Origin of the sequence: Bacillus sp. m3-13, assembly GCF_000175075.1 — a bacterium.
GTDB lineage: Bacteria > Bacillota > Bacilli > Bacillales > Bacillaceae_I > Sutcliffiella_A > Sutcliffiella_A horikoshii_C.
On record NZ_ACPC01000018.1, the window covers coordinates 83,941 to 101,883 of the forward strand.

Sequence of the window (17,943 nt, forward strand, 5' to 3'; positions counted from 1 at the left end):
TATTCACCGCGATTACTGGTGAAAGCTACAGGGTATAGGAATAAAGGGAACAAAGTTCTTTTAGTTGAATAGTTTCTAAAGTAAAAAATACACATATCCTAAAGGAGTTTGATTACAATGGCAGAAAAAACATTTAAAGTAACAGCAGATTCAGGAATTCACGCACGTCCGGCTACTCAATTGGTACAAACTGCAGGGAAATTCGATGCAGACGTAAACCTTGAGTACAACGGTAAATCTGTAAACTTGAAATCCATCATGGGTGTAATGTCTCTTGGAATTCCTCAAGGTGCGGAAATCAAAATTGTTGCAGAAGGTTCTGATGAGAGTGAGGCAATTTCTGCAATTGAAGAAACTTTGAAATCAGAAGGGTTAGGGGAATAATGTCAAACACGATTCAAGGTATCCCTGCTTCTAGCGGGATTGCGATTGCGAAAGCATATCGTCTTGAAAACCCAGAACTATCTGTGGACAAGAAGACGATCGACAATGCCCAAGCAGAAGTAGAAAGATTTGAAAAGGCAGTAGAGATTTCTAAAACTGAATTGGAAAAAATCAAGGAGCACGCACATAAGGAGCTTGGAGCGGACAAGGCTGAAATTTTTTCTGCACATCTTCTTGTATTGAGTGACCCTGAACTTTTAAATCCAATTAAAGATAAAATTAAAAGCGACAGTGTAAATGCTGAGTATGCTTTGGATGAAACAGCAGGAATGTTCATCAATATGTTTGAACAAATGGATAACGAGTACATGAAGGAGCGTGCAGCAGATATCCGCGACGTGACCAAACGTGTACTAGCTCACCTTTTAGGTGTGACAGTTTCCAATCCTGCACTTATTTCAGAAGAAGTTGTTATCATTGCAGAAGATTTGACTCCTTCTGACACTGCTCAACTTAATCGTCAATATGTAAAAGCATTTACAACTGATATCGGTGGACGTACGTCTCACTCGGCGATCATGGCTCGTTCGATGGAAATTCCAGCAGTAGTTGGAACAAAGAACGTCATGGAAACTATACAAAATGACACAATGGTTATTATTGATGGTTTAGACGGTGTGGTAATCGTCGATCCGACAGAAGAAGAAATTGCTTCTTACAAAGATAAGCAAGAAAAGTACGAAGACCAGAAAAAAGAGTGGGCGAAGCTTGTAAACGAGAAGAGTCTTTCTTCTGACGGACAAGAAGTCGAGCTTGCTGCAAACATCGGTACTCCTAAAGATGTGAAAGGCGTTCTTGCCAATGGTGGAGAAGGTGTCGGTCTTTACCGTACCGAATTCCTTTACATGGGCAGAACGGAACTTCCGACAGAAGACGAGCAGTACAAAGCCTATAAAGAGGTTCTTGAAAGCATGGAAGGCAAACCGGTTGTTGTCCGCACATTGGACATCGGTGGAGATAAGGAACTTCCTTATCTGAACCTTCCAAAAGAAATGAACCCGTTCCTAGGCTTCCGTGCGATTCGCCTTTGCTTAGAGGAGCAGGACATTTTCCGTACACAGCTTCGTGCATTATTGCGTGCTAGCTCTTATGGAAACCTGAAAATCATGTTCCCGATGATCGCAACATTGGACGAGTTCCGCCAAGCAAAAGCAATTCTTTTAGAAGAAAAAGAAGCGCTTGTGAAGAATGGTACAACTGTAAACGAGAATATCGAGATCGGTATCATGGTGGAAATCCCATCAACAGCGGTTATGGCTGATATTTTCGCGAAGGAAGTTGATTTCTTCAGCATCGGAACAAACGACTTGATTCAATACACAATGGCTGCTGACCGTATGAACGAGCAGGTTTCCTACCTGTATCAACCATACAACCCGGCAATCCTGCGCCTAGTGGATAATGTCATCCAAGCTGCACACAAAAACGGCAAGTGGGCCGGCATGTGTGGAGAAATGGCTGGCGACCCAATCGCAATTCCAATCCTTCTTGGACTAGGACTTGACGAGTTCAGCATGAGCGCGACATCCATCCTTCCTGCAAGAAGCCAACTGCGCGGCATCTCTAAAGAGGAAGCTGCTTCCTACCGTGAAGAGATCCTTGGCATGAGCACAGCAGAAGAAGTTGTAGAATTTGTGAAAGAGAAGTTTAATGTGTGATTTTGGAGGCCGACTTTCCTTTTAGGGGGAGTTGGTTTTTTTTATGAGCTTAGTGAGGTGATTCGAAAAACTCACAATAACGCTTGAAAAAGTCACAATAAGCTTCGGAAAACTCACAATAACCTCAGGGGCCATTTAAGTACCCCTCCAAAAGTTAATAAATCTCCCCAATCCAATACCGCGGCATCCTATGATACAATATCCTCATCAACCAAAAGGAGGAAATACATAGTGATACAAGAAAAATTGACCAAATACGCAGAGCTTGCGCTAAAAGTTGGGATCAACCTGCAAGAAAACCAGCCGCTTGTCATCAATGCCCCAATAGCAGCAGCCCCATTTGTAAGAGAAGTTGCCAAAATTGCGTACAAGCTAGGCGCCAAATACGTACATACCGAATGGAACGACGAGCAACTAACGAAAATTACATATGAAACAGCCTCCACAGAATCTCTCAGTCATGTCCGAGAGTGGAAAGTAAAAGGAATGGAGGAAATGGCAGAAGAAGGTGCAGCATTTATGTCGATTGTTGCTTCCAACCCAGATCTTCTTAAAGACGTCGATCCAGAGCGGGTGTCCATTTCTAACAAAGCTCAGGCCAAAGCAATGCAGAACTACCGAAAATACATTCAAACTGCGAAAGTCAGCTGGGCGATTGTTTCCGTGCCGTCTCAAGAATGGGCAGCGAAACTTTACCCGGACAGATCTCCAGAAGATCAGGTTGCAAGCCTATGGGAAAACATTTTCCAAGTAACACGTGTCAATGAAAACGACCCTGTTGAAGCGTGGAATAAACACATAAAAACTTTGCAAGAAAAGCTACAAATCCTTAACTCCAAAAAGTAACAAAAAACTTCATTACAAAGCGCCAGGGACAGACCTGACAATCGAACTTCCAAACGAACAGGTTTGGCTAGGCGGTGGAATGAACAACGATCAAGGTACTTATTTCGTTCCGAACCTTCCAACAGAAGAAGTGTTTACGGCACCTGTGAAGACCGGAGTTAACGGAGTCGTATCTTCCACTAAGCCGTTAAACCTGAACGGAAACCTGGTAGATAACTTCAGCCTTACATTTAAAGAAGGCAAAGTGGTGGAGTTTTCGGCTGAGCAAGGATATGAAGTGTTGAAAAAGCTTTTAGAAACGGATGAAGGAGCACTTCACTTAGGGGAAGTTGCGCTTGTCCCACATAGCTCACCAGTATCCAAGCAGGAAGTGATTTTCTATAACACACTTTTTGATGAAAATGCTTCCTGCCACTTGGCGCTAGGTTCAGCTTATCCGATCAATATTGAAGACGGAGCAAAGATGAGCAAAGAGGAGCTAGAATCAAAAGGGGTCAACACAAGTATGATTCACGTCGATTTTATGATTGGTTCGGAAGAGATGAGCATTGAAGGAGAAACGGAAGCTGGAGTAAAAGAAACAATAATGACAGATGGCGAATGGGTTATCTAAAAATAGAGCAGGAGAATTTCTTTTCTAAAAAGAAGTTCACCTGCTTTTTCTTTTGGTAAAATAAAGAAAGAATTTCCAAACTTTCCAAAGAGAAGTGTCGTCTAACTTTTATTAATGAAAGAATGGAAGAGAGGGTGATGGCAGCCTTGGAAGAACCTTTGCATGATGTTATTGACCATAAGGAAATACACTTGGAAAGTGTGATGAATCAATTCGGAAGTGATATTGTTAAGCTGGCCTATTCTTATGTCAAGGATTTTAATATAGCTGAAGATATTTCGCAGGAGGTATTTGTAACCTATTTTAATCAGCTGGATAACTTTCGTCGTGAGTGCAGTGTGAAAACCTATCTTTGCAGAATCACCATTAATAAATGTAAGGATTATTTGAAAAGTTGGAACTATAGAAAAGTGCAAATTTCTGAAATGTTTGGAAGGGTGATTGCGGACCATACAAGTACACCTGAACAAACATTTTTAGAAAAAGAGCATATTACTGATTTGGCGGATTTGGTGTTAGCACTACCATTAAAATATAGAGAAGTCGTTTTCCTCTTTTATTATGAGGAACTTAGCTTGAAGGAAATAAGCAGTTTTCTTCATACCAACCTCAGTACTGTTAAGACCAGACTGACTAGAGGGAAAGAGCTATTGCGAGTTCACTATACGGATGGAGGTAGGGATAATGATTGAACAAGAGTTGAAGCAACTTAGAAAAAAGATGGAAACGACTGTATTTCAATATGCCGCATTTTCAGAAGAACGTAAACAAAGTGTATTAAAAAATATTAAGAAGAATCCTTCCAAAAAAAAGCCTGACTTTCTTTCAATGGGATTAGCGATGTCGCTCTCTATCTCTTTATTGTTAGTGATACTTATTTTTATGCCTCTATTCGAACCGACCTCTTCGGTACTTACCGATTCAATTACTTCACCCGATATTGAAAGAGTAGTGTACGAGGATGACATGATTTTATATGAATGGCGTAGTGATTCCATGGATAGGGGAGATCACCATTTCTATAAAGATCTGCTTGTCATCGATCCGGACTTTTATGAAGAAAATAGCGTGAACCGTGGAGATGCAGTGTATTATACGTATCCTGAAGAAATGAAAAACGATTCGAGTATGGTTGATAAGTACAATGAACCGAAAAGTATTTCAAGAATTGTGGGGTTGCCCGGAGAAACAATTTACTTAAAAGATGCTCAGGTTTATATAGATGACAAGAAATTAGATGCATTTTATGGCAGAGGTCTGGATAATGTTTATAATCGTCCTTTATTCGAGGATGCGAAAGAATATGATACAGAAAAATACACCATTCCTGAGGGTCATGTCTTCTTATTGGGGGATGCCTGGTGGAGAAGCTTTGATAGCAGAAATTTCGGAGCGGTTCCGATTGAAAATATAAACGGGAAGGTTTTAGGCTATCGAAAGTGGAAGTAATAGTATGGACTTTAGACGGGGGATACAGAAATGAAAAAAGGGCTATTATTGTTCTTGATTTGCTTCACGGTAGCTACCTCAACTAGTTATGCGCTAAGTTGGGCATACAAGTTTGTTGTATGGGAAGGTGGAGTGTATGAAGTAACAGAGGAATTCATGGCTGCTTCAGACATAGGAGAAAAGATTGGCGAGGTAAAACGGATGGCTGATGATAGGACAGGAGCCTATTATGGCGACGCCTCAAACTATTATGAAAAAGGTACAAGGTATTACGCCATTAAAGGAATCGACTCTGGTACTGCCATCGCAGTCGAAGAGCAACAAGACATGTGGGTTAAAGCAGTGTACCTTCATGAAGCACCTTTTCATTGGACTGATATTCTTCCATATATTTTGATGGGGATTGCGGCTTTTTTCCTTTTTATTGTCTTATCCTTAAGGTACGCAAGCAAGAAAGAGCCCCGTGACCAATAACAGGGCCATCCATAAATTTTTAATTATTCTTCGACTTATACGTATAAGGTGGAAAGCTCACCACAGGCTCCTTTTCTTTCCTTATATTTTTTGTAAAAGCTGAACTGATATTGACATTACTGTCCACAAGCTGTCTTGGCGTCAATGCCATCCACTGGGCCAGGGATACGTCTTCAAATCGGTCACTTTTGAACATTTCGAGAAACCATAATGTTTCATCGCCTGTGTTCTGAATATAATGCCCGGTTGCAAATGGGACGTAGCCGACATCGCCTGCCATATAATCAAAGGTTCTGGCTGTTCCGTCTCCAAGAAAGACGGTCATGCGGGCTTTGCCGGTAAGGTAATACTGCCACTCATCATTGTTTGGGTGCCAGTGGAGTTCTCGCATGCCACCAGGCTTCACTTCCACGAGGGCGGCGGCAACGGTTTTGGATATTTTGAAAACGGTAGAGTCAACAATGCGAACAGAGCCGCCTGAAAATTCTAGTGGGGGCTGTTTCAACATTTCAAATTTAAATGGCAGCGGAACCTTTCCATTTGGTGACTGAACTGTTTGTGTTTCAAGAGGTCCTGGAACCTCGCTTTGATAGATATATAGTTGTCCTTTTGGTCGGTCATCAAATGTGCTCGCTGGAACTCCAAAGTTAGCAGACAACACTTCTTTTGGGGTATGGGCGAACCAATCGGAAATGGAAAGGGTACTCAAATCGGAAAAATCGCCAGAGTCAAAAACCAGTAAGAATTCACAAAGTTCCAATCCTTGAATGGAATGGGGAATGCCAGGTGGGAAATACCACAAGTCACCAGGTCCGACATCGGCAATGAAATTCCTACCGTCCTGGTCTACAGCTGTAATACGGGCCCTACCGAGAATCATATAGGACCATTCTGCCTCTTTGTGCCAATGGAGCTCCCTCACACCACCGGCGGTCAGACTCATATTTACACCTGCCAGAGTAGTGGCGATGGGAAGCTCTCTGATCGTTATTTCCCTGGACCATCCACCATGTTTAAGAATCATAGAAGTATCGGAGAAAGAGAAACGCAAATTCGGAACAATTCCGGCATCCGTCTTGGGCGGCACGAGAAGATCAGGATTTTGTAAATCTCTCAGGACGTTACGGGGTCCGAGGTCCAATGCTCCTGCCCCGTCGCTTCTGATGGGTTGGGGAATTCGTTTGTCTATTTTATCATCAGTCATCTAGATCACCCTTCATTAAAAAATAATGGGGAAATACACACTATTCTATTGGTATGAACAAAACTAAAAAATAGAAGAGGGACAAGATTATGAAAATCACACTAAGACAAATTACAGCTGAAAATTGGCAAAAAGCAATTCAACTAAAAGTTTCAGAGGACCAAAAAGACTTCGTGGCTTCCAACCTGTACTCCCTTGCCCAGGTACAATTTTTGACGGATTTTAAAGCGATGGGAGTTTATGCGGAAGAGGAGATGGTGGGTTTTGCAATGTATGGGATTGATCCGGATGACGGAAATTACTGGATATACCGGTTAATGATCGACGAAAAATTTCAAAGGAAAGGATTTGGTAGAGCAGCCCTTGATAAGGTGTTGAAAGACATAAGAAATATAAATTCCAGTGCTATTCCGTATGTCGTGCTTGGCTTTGAACCAACAAACCACGTAGCGAAAAAGATGTATAAGGACGCTGGTTTTGTAGAAACGGAGATTGCTTCGTGGGGGGAGCAGCTTGCTAGGCTGGAGCTTCAATCATCAGAAGAGAGTACGAATGACAATGTCGTATTTGCATCAAACAATCATTTGGCACATTACACCGAAATGGCGTTAGACCTCTGGCCAGAAAGCACGGAGGAGGAATTACATGAGTCATTTCGTGAAATTATGGCTTCCAACCGGGACAAAGTTTTATTTTACCGCATAGGTAATGAATTTGTTTCGTTCATTCATCTATCTATACGGGTGGATTATGTGGAGGGTACAGAATCATCTCCAACAGGTTATATTGAAGGGGTATATGTGAAACCGGAGTTTAGGAGAAAAGGATACTCTGCAAAGCTGGTAGAAGTAGGGGAAGAATGGTTAAAAAAGAACGGCTGCAAGCAAATCGGTTCGGACATCCATTTGGACAACCATGTTAGCTATTATTTCCACATTGGGATGGGATTTAAGGAATCAAGTAGATTAATTGCATTTATTAAGAAAATAAAGGGGTAGGGGTATGAATCAACTATTGGAAAGTAATCGAAAAAGCTGGGACAAGGTCGCCCATTATTTCAACGGGGTGGACGCCCTTCCTAGTTACGGACCTTTTACTCAAACGGAAGATGAACTGAAGCTTTTGGATGATTTGCAAAATAAAAAGGTCTTGGATATTGGTTTTGGCAGTGGTCATTCTTTAAAATATATGGCGGAGGAAAAAGGCGCAACTGAACTATGGGGAGTGGACCTTTCCACCGAGCAGAAACTAGCGGCAGAAAAGACTCTTCAAGGGCTGGAACCCCGCTTATTTTGTGCGCCGATGGAACAAGAGATTGACCTTCCAAAAGATTATTTTGATTGTGTTTATTCTATTTATGCGTTAGGCTGGACAACGGATTTAAAGGCAACATTGAAGCTGATCCATTCTTATTTAAAACAAGGAGGCAGCTTCGTATTTAGTTGGGATCATCCTTTATATGCTCATATTAGTAGCGAGAAGGGCGTTATAACTTTAAATGGGTCCTACCAGCAAGAAGGTCTGCACACCTTTGAAAAATTCAAAGGAGAAAATGCACCGATGACCATACACACTAGAAAACTGGCAACCTACATAAATGAACTGATTCAAGCAGGCTTTATCATTGAGAAGGTAGTGGAAAGTGATGAGGGAGCCCATTTTAAAGATGAGGACGCTCCGGTATCTGACCAGTACTATTCTCTTTACAAAACTCGCAGATTTCCTTCAACATTAATTATTAAAGCCAGAAAATAAGGGGGATTAGAGATGTTTTTCATTAATGTAGAAGGTGCTGTGTACAGAGGGAACAAATGGTTGATGATAGAGCGCAGTCACAAGGAGGAGCATGCGGCGAGGATGCTTTCCTTTGTTGGCGGGACGGTTGACCCTGAAGGTGCTTCTTCTAATATTTTGGAACGGACTTTGAGACGTGAGTTAATGGAGGAAGTGGGTATCAGCGTTCATGATAACATGACGTATGTCCGAAATACTTCTTTTGTTCTACCGGATGGTCGGGAAGTTGTAGACATTGTATTCCTATGTGAATGGCAGAGTGGCGAGCCCTATTCGAAGAGTCCGGATGAGGTGGAGGCTGTTCATTGGATGACGACCGAAGAAATAATCAATCATCCTCAAACGGAAGCCTATTTACATGACAATATTAGAGAAGCGGATCGATTAAGAAACCTGCCAAAACAAAGCACAAATGAACAGGAAATCCATCGTTCACGCTGATAGGATAGACATAAGGAGTGAGGCATTATGGCGATGGTAGAGTCGATTCAGCGTGCAATTGAATATATGGAAAAGAATCTGACAGAAGATATAACAATTGAGGATATTGCTAGATATGCAAATGTTTCTTCCTTTCATTTTCAACGTACATTCGGTTTGTTGACAGATACGTCGGTTGCAGAATATTTGAGAAGAAGAAGGTTGACGCTTGCTGCACAGGAATTGCTTACAACGGACAATAAGATCATCGATATCGCCTGGAAATATGGTTACGACACTCCCGAGGCTTTCACAAAGGCATTCCGCAGGCAACACGGCACTTCTCCAACTGAAGTGCGGAGGCATGAAGGGAAGCTGCAAACTTATAACCGCCTGGTGATCCAGGTGACATTGGAAGGGGCAGAACCGATGAAGTATAGTGTAGTGAACAAAGAGGCATTTACAGTAGACCGGGAAAAAACGAAGATTTTCTTGTGCAAATGATGAGCAATCCAGAGAGATACCGAAGTTTTGGCAGGACGTGAATGCAGAAGGTTTTACAGATAAGCTCTTTACATTAAATAATGGAGCCATTAAAGGTGTTCTTGGTGTATGTGAAGGAACCACGGAAGAAATGAAATCAGAACAAGTAATGGATTACTGGGTGGCTACAGCGATTGATGGTGATATTCCGGAAGAGTTGGAAAAGTTAGAGATACCTGCTTCAAAATGGGTCGTCTTCGAAGTGCATGGCCCGATGCCCCATGCCATGCAGGATACTTGGAAGCGCATCTTCTCAGAATGGTTCCCCTCCAACAGCTACGAGCATTCTGGTGCACCGGATTTTGAGTTGTACACAGACGAGGATCCATCGAGCCCAGACCTTTACTCAGAGATATGGATACCGATAAAATAAATAGTAGAGTGTCCACCTTGATGTGATGAGGTGGACTCTTATTTTTTTGAAAACAGAGAGGAGATATTAGAATGGAAGATTATATTGCTAATGCGCACAAATTGAGCAGTCTTCATAAAAAAGAATTAGTAAAGGATAAGAAATGCGGGTGTTTTTTCTGTCTGGAAATTTACAGTCCTTCTCTTATAAAGGAATGGGTTGATCAGGGTCAAACGGCTATATGTCCCCATTGTGGCATTGATTCTGTTATTGGAGAAAGTTCGGGTTATCCCATAACAAGAGAGTTTTTGGAGAAAATGAATCAAGTTTGGTTTTGATATTTAAGGGTCTAGAGATGCCAGAAAAAGCGGTATGCCTTAAAGTCTGGCATCTAATGAGCGGAACGGTGCCAAAAATAAAAAGAATTCCTCGAACTTTGGCATCTATGAGACCGAACGGCGCCAGAGTGAGCATTCCTCCATGAACTCTGGCATCTAAGAAGCCGAACGGCGCCAAAATAAGCAGTCCCCCAAGAACTTTGGCATCTAAGAAGCCGAACAATGCCAAAAAAATTATAAACCTGCCCACAGCGCATCACCACCTTATAATCCCACTCAGACTGGATACACTGTAGAAATAATACCAGCTTTATGTTCTTAAAAAAGAACAACACACTTGCTTAATAGCGAATAAACAAGGTATGATTGTTCTTACTAAAGAACGAAATCGTTGTGGAGGTGTGCTATGGTCAAAAAGCTATTGATCGCGTTGTTGCTATTAAACATCTTTGACGGAGTTGCCACATATTTTGGCCTGCACTTCCAGTTAATTAACGAAGGCAACCCGCTGATGAAATCCCTCTATGAAACAAGCCCAGCCTTATTTTTACTCATAAAACTAGGCATCTCCATACTTCTATTGTTCTTCATAAAAAATAACTTGAAACTTAAATCAACCATTCTTAAAGTTGTCTGCCTAACCGCCGTTTGTGTCTACAGCATGGTCAGTTTCCTACATATGTACTGGATTTACTACTATATCACTTAAAAAAACATACACAATGGCAGTCTTCATCTGCCACTGTGTATGTTTTGGATAAAAGATGGACCCAAATAGAAAAGGCCGCCATTTATAATTGATACATGAATTTTAGGCTCATATTGCTCTTGAAGAGCCTTCATCTCGGTTTCATAAGACTCCGGTTTTTCTTCATCATCCTCATAAAAATGCTTCAAAAGCTGAAGATCTTGATCCCATCTTTTTCTCGCATCTTCTGCCCACTGATGATCTTCACTTGCGATAAATCCATTTACATAATGCTCAAGCCTTGAAAGTCCGCTCGCTGGCTTGATGATTGGGGTCATGGTGAAACAAAAATCAGGAATCTTCGGTGTCAGATTAATCTTTTCTACTTCTTCTTGAAAATTTTCCAAGATCGACCCTGTAATCAAGTGAATTCCAAGAGACATAATGACATCCTTCTTCCGGTCACACTGATAGCTCACTTTCATATTTACGTTCAGCCACGGGTGAAGAGGAAGATGACCCCCACCGGTATGAGAAGGAATATTTTCATACAATCGTATATAACCTGCAAGACTTTTAGTGGATTCAAAAATTTGATGCATCCTAGGAGAGCCAAAATGAACATGATCTCCTTTAAGGTCTTCAGGTGCTTTGTTGCTGTCTGTAATTAATGTCATCTTCATTGGATTAGGTATACCGCCTGTTTTTTCGAGGTAATGCCAATAGAAAGGGCGGTTCATCAGTTCTTTGTCCATATCAATGGTCAATTGCACGGCAAGATGGCTGTTCGTGTTCTCGACAATTTCACAGCTATTGGCTGTAAAATAGCGCTCCAAAAACCTATGAATTTCCCGCTGCTGCATGTGGTCCGTCCTCCTTTTTCATCTGATCGGCAAATTCAATAATAGAGGAGAGGTTCTCCATCTTTATCTTCATTTCACCCTCTGATTTAGAATGAAGCATAATGTCTTGAATATGCTCTTCTAGATTCTTGATTTCCATCTTCGTCAAGATATCGTCAAGCTCCCCAATGACTCGTTCAAAGAGATTGATTTTTTCATAAAGCAGCTTCAGAATATGCTCCTCGACGGTGTTATTTGTAGCAAAGTTATAGATATTCACATCACGCTCTTGTCCAAGCCTGTGAATTCGACCAATTCGCTGCTCAAGTCTCATCGGATTCCAGGGAAGGTCGAAATTTATAATATGGTTACAGAACTGGAGGTTGATCCCCTCGCCTCCTGCTTCTGTAGCAATAAGGACCTGAACATGGTTTTTAAACAATTCCCTCATCCAATCCTTTTTGCCTCGCTTGAACCCGCCGCGGAAGGGAACAGAAGTAATGCCATTTTGCTTTAAGAACCATTGTAAATACATCTGTGTTGCTCTGTATTCGGTGAAAATAATGACCTTATCTTTGACTTTTTGGATCAGCTCTAACACTTTCTCGGCTTTAGAGTTTCGTCCAACCAAATCAATTTTCTCGAAAATTTTCAAAAGGCCCTGTGAAGGCTGATAATGTGGATTTTCCTGTTGCTTACGCTCAATCATATTTTTAACAGTGTAATAAACAGCTTCTCTGCTGCTGCAAGCTTCGCGTTGCAAGGTCATGATGGAGAACTGGCTAGTAATCGGTACGTAAGGGTCTGACTTTAGCTCATTGATGGCATCATAAAGATCCTGTTCCTCTTTTGAAAATTCAATGATACAAGACTCTACATTTCGTTTTGGCCAATCGATTCCTGTATCCCCGCGCCTGTTTCGAATCATCACTTTATTGACAAGTTCTTTTAAATAATCATCGTTCTCAAGCTTTCGGTTTTTCGCACGAAACACCTCGGTGAAATTGCTCTCGCTGCCAAGATGACCCGGTTTAAGGAGGGATACAAGGTTGAAAATCTCTTCCACTTTATTTTGAATAGGAGTGGCTGTTAACAACAGGCAAAACTTCTTCTTTAAATTCTGGACAAATTCATAGTTTTTGGTTTTATTATTTTTCAGTTTATGAGCCTCATCAATAATCACCATGTCATATTCCAAGCTATTGATGATCTCACGATGAGGGCTTCTTTTTGCTGTATCAATAGAAGAAACTACTACGTCACATTGCTCCCATACATAACTTTTTTTCTGACCGATAGCAGGGATATAGAATTTTTGATTCAGTTCAATTGCCCATTGAGAAACCAGGGAAGCTGGAACTAAAATCAAAACCTTCTTCACTAGTCCGCGAATCATATATTCTTTAAGAATCAGACCTGCTTCAATGGTTTTACCAAGCCCCACCTCATCGGCAAGTATCGCTTTTCCGTTCATCTCTTCCACCACGTTTCTGGCTACTTCCAACTGGTGGGGTAGTGGAGTAAGTTGTGGCAGATGGGAAGGAGCAAGCAATCCTTCAAATTCTGGGATGCTAAGATGGTTCTCCACTTCTAATGCAAGTTTGAATAGTTCGTAATTAGCCCAAGGACCATCATCTTCCATACGTTTAAGCAGTTCGTCCTGCCATTCCTGGTCAAAAACAATCTCTACATTCATTGTTGTGCATCCTTTCTGAATTATCCAATTTATAGTATGTTGAAAAAGGATAGCGTTTTCATTAGAAAATATTGATAATCTACTTGTTTAAACACGAACGTTTAGCTATATAAAAATAATAATAATAAGTGTTTTTATATTGCCAGAATCCTTTGTCTAATGGTAGGATAATAGTGAGCTTTTTAAGGCGGTTTGCCTGGCAATATGAACATGAATGTTGTAGCTTCCTATTAGTATGACCATGTTTAGAGAAAATATTATATTGCGAATGAGAACAAGGGGAGAGACTGCCCATAAAGATGCGGCAGCGCCGAAGGAGCAAGCAGAATGACTGTGAATCTCTCAGGCAAAAAGACTCTTGTTGGACGCAACTCTGGAGAGTGTTTATTCTTATTTTAGAATAAACCACCAAAGGGGAAAGCCTTATACATAAGGTAAACTTTCAGGTGCAAAGGACAGAGAACTCTTTTTTGAAAAAGGAGTTTCTCTGTCCTTTTTTGAAGCAAAAAGGGAAAAGCGTAGGTTGAAATTCTTTTGTTTAGTAAAAGGAGGAGAAAAAAGTAATGACTGAACTTAAAAAAACACCATTATATGATGTGTACAAAGAACATGGTGCAAAAACAATCGATTTTGGCGGATGGGATCTGCCTGTTCAATTTTCAAGCATCAAAGAAGAGCACGAAGCGGTTCGTACGAAAGCTGGATTATTCGATGTTTCCCACATGGGAGAAATTGAAGTGAAAGGAAAAGACAGTCTTGCTTACCTACAGAAAATGATGACAAACGACGTTTCCAAACTTAAAGACGGTGGCGCGCAATATACAGCAATGTGCTATCCGGACGGTGGGACGGTAGATGATTTACTGGTATACAAAAAAGCAGACGAGGATTACCTGCTTGTTGTAAATGCCTCTAATATTGAAAAAGATTTTGACTGGTTAAAAAGCCATGCTATAGAAGAAGTAGAAGTAACAAATATCTCAGAAAGCATCGCACAACTGGCTATACAGGGACCTGTAGCGGAGAAAGTTTTGCAAAAGCTGACAAGCACGGACCTTTCAGAGATCAAATTTTTTAAATTTAAAGAAAACGTAGAGATCAATGGAGTTTCTGCCCTGGTTTCTAGAACCGGCTACACCGGGGAAGACGGTTTTGAAATCTATTGTCAACAAGAAGACGCGGTCAAGCTTTGGAACACGTTGCTTGAAGCTGGAAAAGAAGACGGGCTGGTTCCTTGTGGATTAGGTTCCCGTGATACATTGCGCTTTGAAGCAAAGCTTGCTCTATACGGACAAGAGCTTTCAAAAGACATCACTCCGATTGAAGCTGGTATCGGTTTCGCGGTAAAAACGAACAAAGAAGAAGATTTCTTCGGAAAAGAAGTATTAAAAGAGCAAAAAGAAAACGGAGCACCTCGCAGTATTGTTGGGATTGAAATGATAGACAAAGGTATTCCGCGACACGGCTATGAAGTATTTGTCGGTGAGGAACAAATTGGGGAAGTGACAACAGGTACGCAATCTCCAACCCTAAAGAAAAATGTCGGCCTGGCACTTTTAAAGAAAGAATTCACTGAGTTTGATACAGAAGTGGAAGTGCAAGTTCGTAAAAAACGTCTTAAAGCAAAAGTGGTCAAAGCACCATTCTATCAACGTCCGAAAAACTAACCGGAGAGGGGAACTCACATGAAACATCGTTATTTACCGATGACAGACCAAGACATCCAAGAAATGCTGCAAGTAATAGGTGTGCAAAATATTGACGAACTATTTTCAGACATCCCGGAAAGCGTCCGCTTTGACGGAGAATTGAAAATCAAACAAGCAAAATCCGAATCAGAATTGATGCGCGAGTTAAGTGAGCTTGCTGCTAAAAATAAAGACCTTAGAAAACACGCTTCCTTCTTAGGTGCTGGCGTATACGATCATTACATGCCAGTAATCGTGGACCATGTTATCTCCCGTTCTGAATTTTACACAGCTTACACACCTTACCAGCCTGAGATCTCACAAGGGGAACTGCAAGCAATCTTTGAATTCCAAACTATGATTTGTGAACTAACAGGCATGGACGTGGCTAACTCCTCCATGTATGACGGTCCAACTGCCTTTGCAGAAGCGGCGATGCTTGCATGCGGTCATACGAAAAAGAAAAAAGTGCTTATCTCAGGGGCTGTACATCCTGAAGCTAAAGCAGTTGTAACATCTTACGCAAAAGGTCAATATGTCGAAGTAGTGGAAATTCCAACGAAAAACGGAGTAACCGATGTAGCGGCTCTTGAAGAAATGATGTCCTCTGACGTTGCAGCAGTTATGGTTCAATATCCAAACTTCTTTGGTCAAGTCGAGCCTCTACAAGAAATTGAAAAATTAGCACATACAGATAAAGGAATGTTTGTGGTTTCTTCTAATCCATTGGCACTTGGCGCGTTGACTCCTCCGGGGAAATTTGGCGCTGATATCGTAACAGGTGATGCACAACCATTCGGTATCCCGACACAATTCGGAGGACCTCACTGTGGTTATTTTGCGGTGACAACTAAATTGATGCGTAAAGTTCCTGGTAGATTAGTAGGACAAACGGTGGATGAGGAAGGTCAACGCGGATTCGTTCTGACGCTTCAAGCGCGTGAGCAACATATCCGTCGTGACAAAGCGACATCTAACATTTGTTCCAATCAGGCATTGAATGCACTAGCTGCTTCCGTTGCCATGACGGCACTGGGCAAAAAAGGTGTAAAAGAGATGGCTGTACAAAACATCCAAAAAGCGCAATATGCGAAACGTTCTTTGGAAGCAGCAGGTATTGAAGTAACATTCAGCGGTCCGTTCTTCAATGAGTTTGTTGTGAAGCTGTCCACTCCAATCAAAGAAGTCAACCGCAAGCTTCTTGAAAAAGGATTAATCGGTGGTTATGACTTGGGCACTTACTATCCTGAGCTTGAAAACCATATGCTGCTTGCAGTTACAGAACTGCGCACGAAAGAGGAAATCGACACACTAGCGAGAGAAATGGGGGCTCATCAACAATGAAAAAGCAAAATCAACCACTCATTTTTGAAATGTCCAGAGAAGGTCGTATCGGATACAGCCTGCCTGAAAACGATGTACCAGAAGTAGATTTAGCGGAACTTTTCCCAAGCGAATACATTCGCGAGGAAGCGCCAGAACTACCGGAAGTTTCCGAACTTGATATTATGCGCCACTATACAGCATTAAGTAATCGTAACCACGGTGTAGACTCTGGCTTCTACCCGCTAGGTTCTTGTACGATGAAATACAACCCGAAAATCAACGAAAATGTTGCACGCTTCCCAGGTTTCGCACATATCCATCCATTGCAGGATGAGTCGACTGTCCAAGGTGCCTTGGAATTAATGCATGACTTGCAAGAGCACCTAATCGAAATCACAGGAATGGACGAAGTGACACTTCAACCAGCGGCTGGAGCACACGGTGAGTGGACAGGTCTAATGATGATTCGTGCCTTCCATGAAGCAAATAATGACCATAACCGTACAAAAGTTATCGTTCCTGACTCTGCACACGGAACAAACCCGGCGTCTGCAACAGTAGCTGGTCTTGAAACCATTACCGTAAAATCCGACGAAAACGGCTTGGTAGACTTAGAGGATCTTCGCAGAGTAGTAGGGGAAGACACGGCTGCTTTGATGCTGACCAACCCGAACACACTTGGTCTTTTTGAAGAGAATATTTTAGAAATGGCCCGCATTGTCCACGATGCAGGCGGAAAGCTTTATTATGATGGAGCGAACCTGAATGCAGTACTAAGCAAAGCGCGTCCTGGTGACATGGGCTTTGATGTGGTTCACTTGAACTTGCATAAAACATTTACAGGCCCTCACGGTGGCGGTGGCCCTGGTTCCGGTCCAGTCGGCGTAAAAGCTGACTTAATTCCTTACTTGCCAAAACCACTTGTGGTGAAAAAAGAAGACGGCACGTTCGGTTTCGATTACGACCGTCCACAATCTATCGGCCGCGTGAAGCCGTTCTACGGTAACTTCGGCATTAATGTTCGTGCTTACACGTATATCCGTTCTATGGGTCCAGATGGATTGAAAGCAGTAACGGAATATGCCGTACTGAATGCGAACTACATGATGCGCCGTCTGGCAGAGCACTACGACCTGCCGTTTGACAGACATTGTAAGCATGAGTTTGTACTGAGCGGTAAACGTCAGAAGAAACTGGGTGTGCGTACATTGGATATAGCTAAACGCCTGTTGGATTTCGGCTACCATCCACCAACCATTTACTTCCCACTGAATGTTGAGGAGTGCATCATGATCGAGCCGACAGAAACGGAATCAAAAGAAACATTAGATTCCTTCATTGAAGCGATGATTCAGATTGCCCGTGAAGCGGAAGAAAATCCGGAAGTGGTGCAAGAAGCACCTCATACAACTGTGATTAAGAGATTGGACGAAACGTTGGCAGCCCGTAAGCCGGTGTTGCGTTATCAGAAGGAAGCGTGAATATAAAAGTTTGACTAGAGAGAGGACAGGGCGACCTGTTCTCTTTTTACTTCTCAAATTCCCCAAAAACCCTTAAGATATAACTAG

The 17,943-nt window shown here is 41.9% G+C and carries 15 protein-coding genes, 4 pseudogenes and 2 riboswitches; of the genes and pseudogenes, 16 read left to right on the forward strand and 3 right to left on the reverse strand.

The features are described from left to right. The first annotated feature begins 117 nt into the window (after nt 1–117). From M313_RS0109710 to M313_RS0109735, 6 genes and pseudogenes are all read left to right on the forward strand, one after another. The gene (locus M313_RS0109710; RefSeq protein ID WP_010194663.1) at nt 118–384 is read left to right on the forward strand and encodes a phosphocarrier protein HPr; all 267 of its coding nucleotides are present in this window, start codon (nt 118–120) and stop codon (nt 382–384) included. Then, the gene (gene ptsP, locus M313_RS0109715) at nt 384–2,102 is read left to right on the forward strand and encodes a phosphoenolpyruvate--protein phosphotransferase (RefSeq protein ID WP_010194664.1); all 1,719 of its coding nucleotides are present in this window, start codon (nt 384–386) and stop codon (nt 2,100–2,102) included. Before M313_RS0109710 ends, ptsP begins: the two co-directional genes overlap by 1 nt. Before the next feature lie 228 nt (nt 2,103–2,330). Then, nucleotides 2,331–3,561 (forward strand): annotated as a pseudogene (locus M313_RS25825) (aminopeptidase). A 137-nt stretch (nt 3,562–3,698) separates the two neighbouring features. Continuing rightward, nucleotides 3,699–4,253, forward strand: coding sequence for a sigma-70 family RNA polymerase sigma factor (locus M313_RS23255; protein WP_010194668.1), 555 nt, complete (start codon nt 3,699–3,701; stop codon nt 4,251–4,253). Further along, nucleotides 4,246–5,010 carry a signal peptidase I gene (lepB, locus tag M313_RS24575; protein WP_010194670.1) on the forward strand — a complete coding sequence of 255 codons (765 nt, stop codon included), beginning with the start codon at nt 4,246–4,248 and terminating at the stop codon, nt 5,008–5,010. Before M313_RS23255 ends, lepB begins: the two co-directional genes overlap by 8 nt. A 30-nt stretch (nt 5,011–5,040) precedes the next feature. Continuing rightward, nucleotides 5,041–5,484, forward strand: a complete 444-nt coding sequence (locus M313_RS0109735) for a hypothetical protein (protein ID WP_010194671.1) — start codon at nt 5,041–5,043, stop codon at nt 5,482–5,484. Between the two features lie 19 nt (nt 5,485–5,503). Here M313_RS0109735 and M313_RS0109740 read toward each other — a convergent pair whose 3' ends face one another. Beyond that, nucleotides 5,504–6,688 (reverse strand): oxalate decarboxylase family bicupin, encoded by a 1,185-nt coding sequence (locus tag M313_RS0109740; RefSeq protein WP_010194673.1) that lies wholly within the window; start codon nt 6,686–6,688, stop codon nt 5,504–5,506. An 86-nt stretch (nt 6,689–6,774) separates the two neighbouring features. On the opposite strand from M313_RS0109740, the pseudogene M313_RS26350 reads away from it, so the two are divergent. The 7 genes and pseudogenes from M313_RS26350 to M313_RS24580 all read left to right on the forward strand — a co-directional run. Further along, a pseudogene (locus tag M313_RS26350) lies at nt 6,775–7,218 on the forward strand (GNAT family N-acetyltransferase); the annotation flags it as partial. A 54-nt stretch (nt 7,219–7,272) separates the two neighbouring features. Then, nucleotides 7,273–7,686 (forward strand): annotated as a pseudogene (gene aac(6'), locus M313_RS26355) (aminoglycoside 6'-N-acetyltransferase); the annotation flags it as partial. A 4-nt stretch (nt 7,687–7,690) separates the two neighbouring features. Continuing rightward, the gene (locus M313_RS0109750; protein ID WP_010194678.1) at nt 7,691–8,443 is read left to right on the forward strand and encodes a class I SAM-dependent methyltransferase; all 753 of its coding nucleotides are present in this window, start codon (nt 7,691–7,693) and stop codon (nt 8,441–8,443) included. Between the two features lie 12 nt (nt 8,444–8,455). Further along, complete coding sequence (locus M313_RS23270; RefSeq protein WP_010194680.1) at nt 8,456–8,923, forward strand: NUDIX hydrolase; 468 nt, start codon at nt 8,456–8,458, stop codon at nt 8,921–8,923. Between the two features lie 27 nt (nt 8,924–8,950). Beyond that, nucleotides 8,951–9,818 (forward strand): annotated as a pseudogene (locus M313_RS23275) (GyrI-like domain-containing protein). A 71-nt stretch (nt 9,819–9,889) separates the two neighbouring features. Beyond that, nucleotides 9,890–10,135, forward strand: a complete 246-nt coding sequence (locus M313_RS0109765; RefSeq protein WP_010194693.1) for a hypothetical protein — start codon at nt 9,890–9,892, stop codon at nt 10,133–10,135. A 406-nt stretch (nt 10,136–10,541) separates the two neighbouring features. Beyond that, nucleotides 10,542–10,844 carry a DUF5658 family protein gene (locus M313_RS24580; protein WP_010194694.1) on the forward strand — a complete coding sequence of 101 codons (303 nt, stop codon included), beginning with the start codon at nt 10,542–10,544 and terminating at the stop codon, nt 10,842–10,844. Nucleotides 10,845–10,867: 23 nt separating this feature from the next. Here the strand turns inward: M313_RS24580 and M313_RS0109775 are convergent, their stop codons facing one another. Both M313_RS0109775 and M313_RS0109780 read right to left on the reverse strand, forming a co-directional pair. Continuing rightward, nucleotides 10,868–11,686: a YqhG family protein gene (locus M313_RS0109775; RefSeq protein WP_010194695.1), complete on the reverse strand. Its 819-nt coding sequence runs from the start codon at nt 11,684–11,686 to the stop codon at nt 10,868–10,870. Then, nucleotides 11,664–13,361: a DEAD/DEAH box helicase gene (locus tag M313_RS0109780; RefSeq protein ID WP_010194699.1), complete on the reverse strand. Its 1,698-nt coding sequence runs from the start codon at nt 13,359–13,361 to the stop codon at nt 11,664–11,666. Before M313_RS0109780 ends, M313_RS0109775 begins: the two co-directional genes overlap by 23 nt. A gap of 268 nt (nt 13,362–13,629) precedes the next feature. Further along, nucleotides 13,630–13,729: riboswitch (glycine riboswitch) on the forward strand. A 3-nt stretch (nt 13,730–13,732) separates the two neighbouring features. Further along, a riboswitch (glycine riboswitch) is annotated at nt 13,733–13,822 on the forward strand. A 102-nt stretch (nt 13,823–13,924) separates the two neighbouring features. On the opposite strand from M313_RS0109780, the gene gcvT reads away from it, so the two are divergent. The 3 genes from gcvT to gcvPB are packed head-to-tail and all read left to right on the forward strand — an operon-like array spanning nt 13,925 to nt 17,856. Further along, nucleotides 13,925–15,028, forward strand: a complete 1,104-nt coding sequence (gcvT, locus tag M313_RS0109785; protein ID WP_010194703.1) for a glycine cleavage system aminomethyltransferase GcvT — start codon at nt 13,925–13,927, stop codon at nt 15,026–15,028. Nucleotides 15,029–15,046: 18 nt separating this feature from the next. Then, the gene (gene gcvPA, locus M313_RS0109790; protein ID WP_010194710.1) at nt 15,047–16,393 is read left to right on the forward strand and encodes an aminomethyl-transferring glycine dehydrogenase subunit GcvPA; all 1,347 of its coding nucleotides are present in this window, start codon (nt 15,047–15,049) and stop codon (nt 16,391–16,393) included. Further along, complete coding sequence (gcvPB, locus tag M313_RS0109795) at nt 16,390–17,856, forward strand: aminomethyl-transferring glycine dehydrogenase subunit GcvPB (RefSeq protein WP_010194712.1); 1,467 nt, start codon at nt 16,390–16,392, stop codon at nt 17,854–17,856. The genes gcvPA and gcvPB overlap by 4 nt, the downstream gene beginning before the upstream one ends. Nucleotides 17,857–17,943 lie beyond the last annotated feature (87 nt).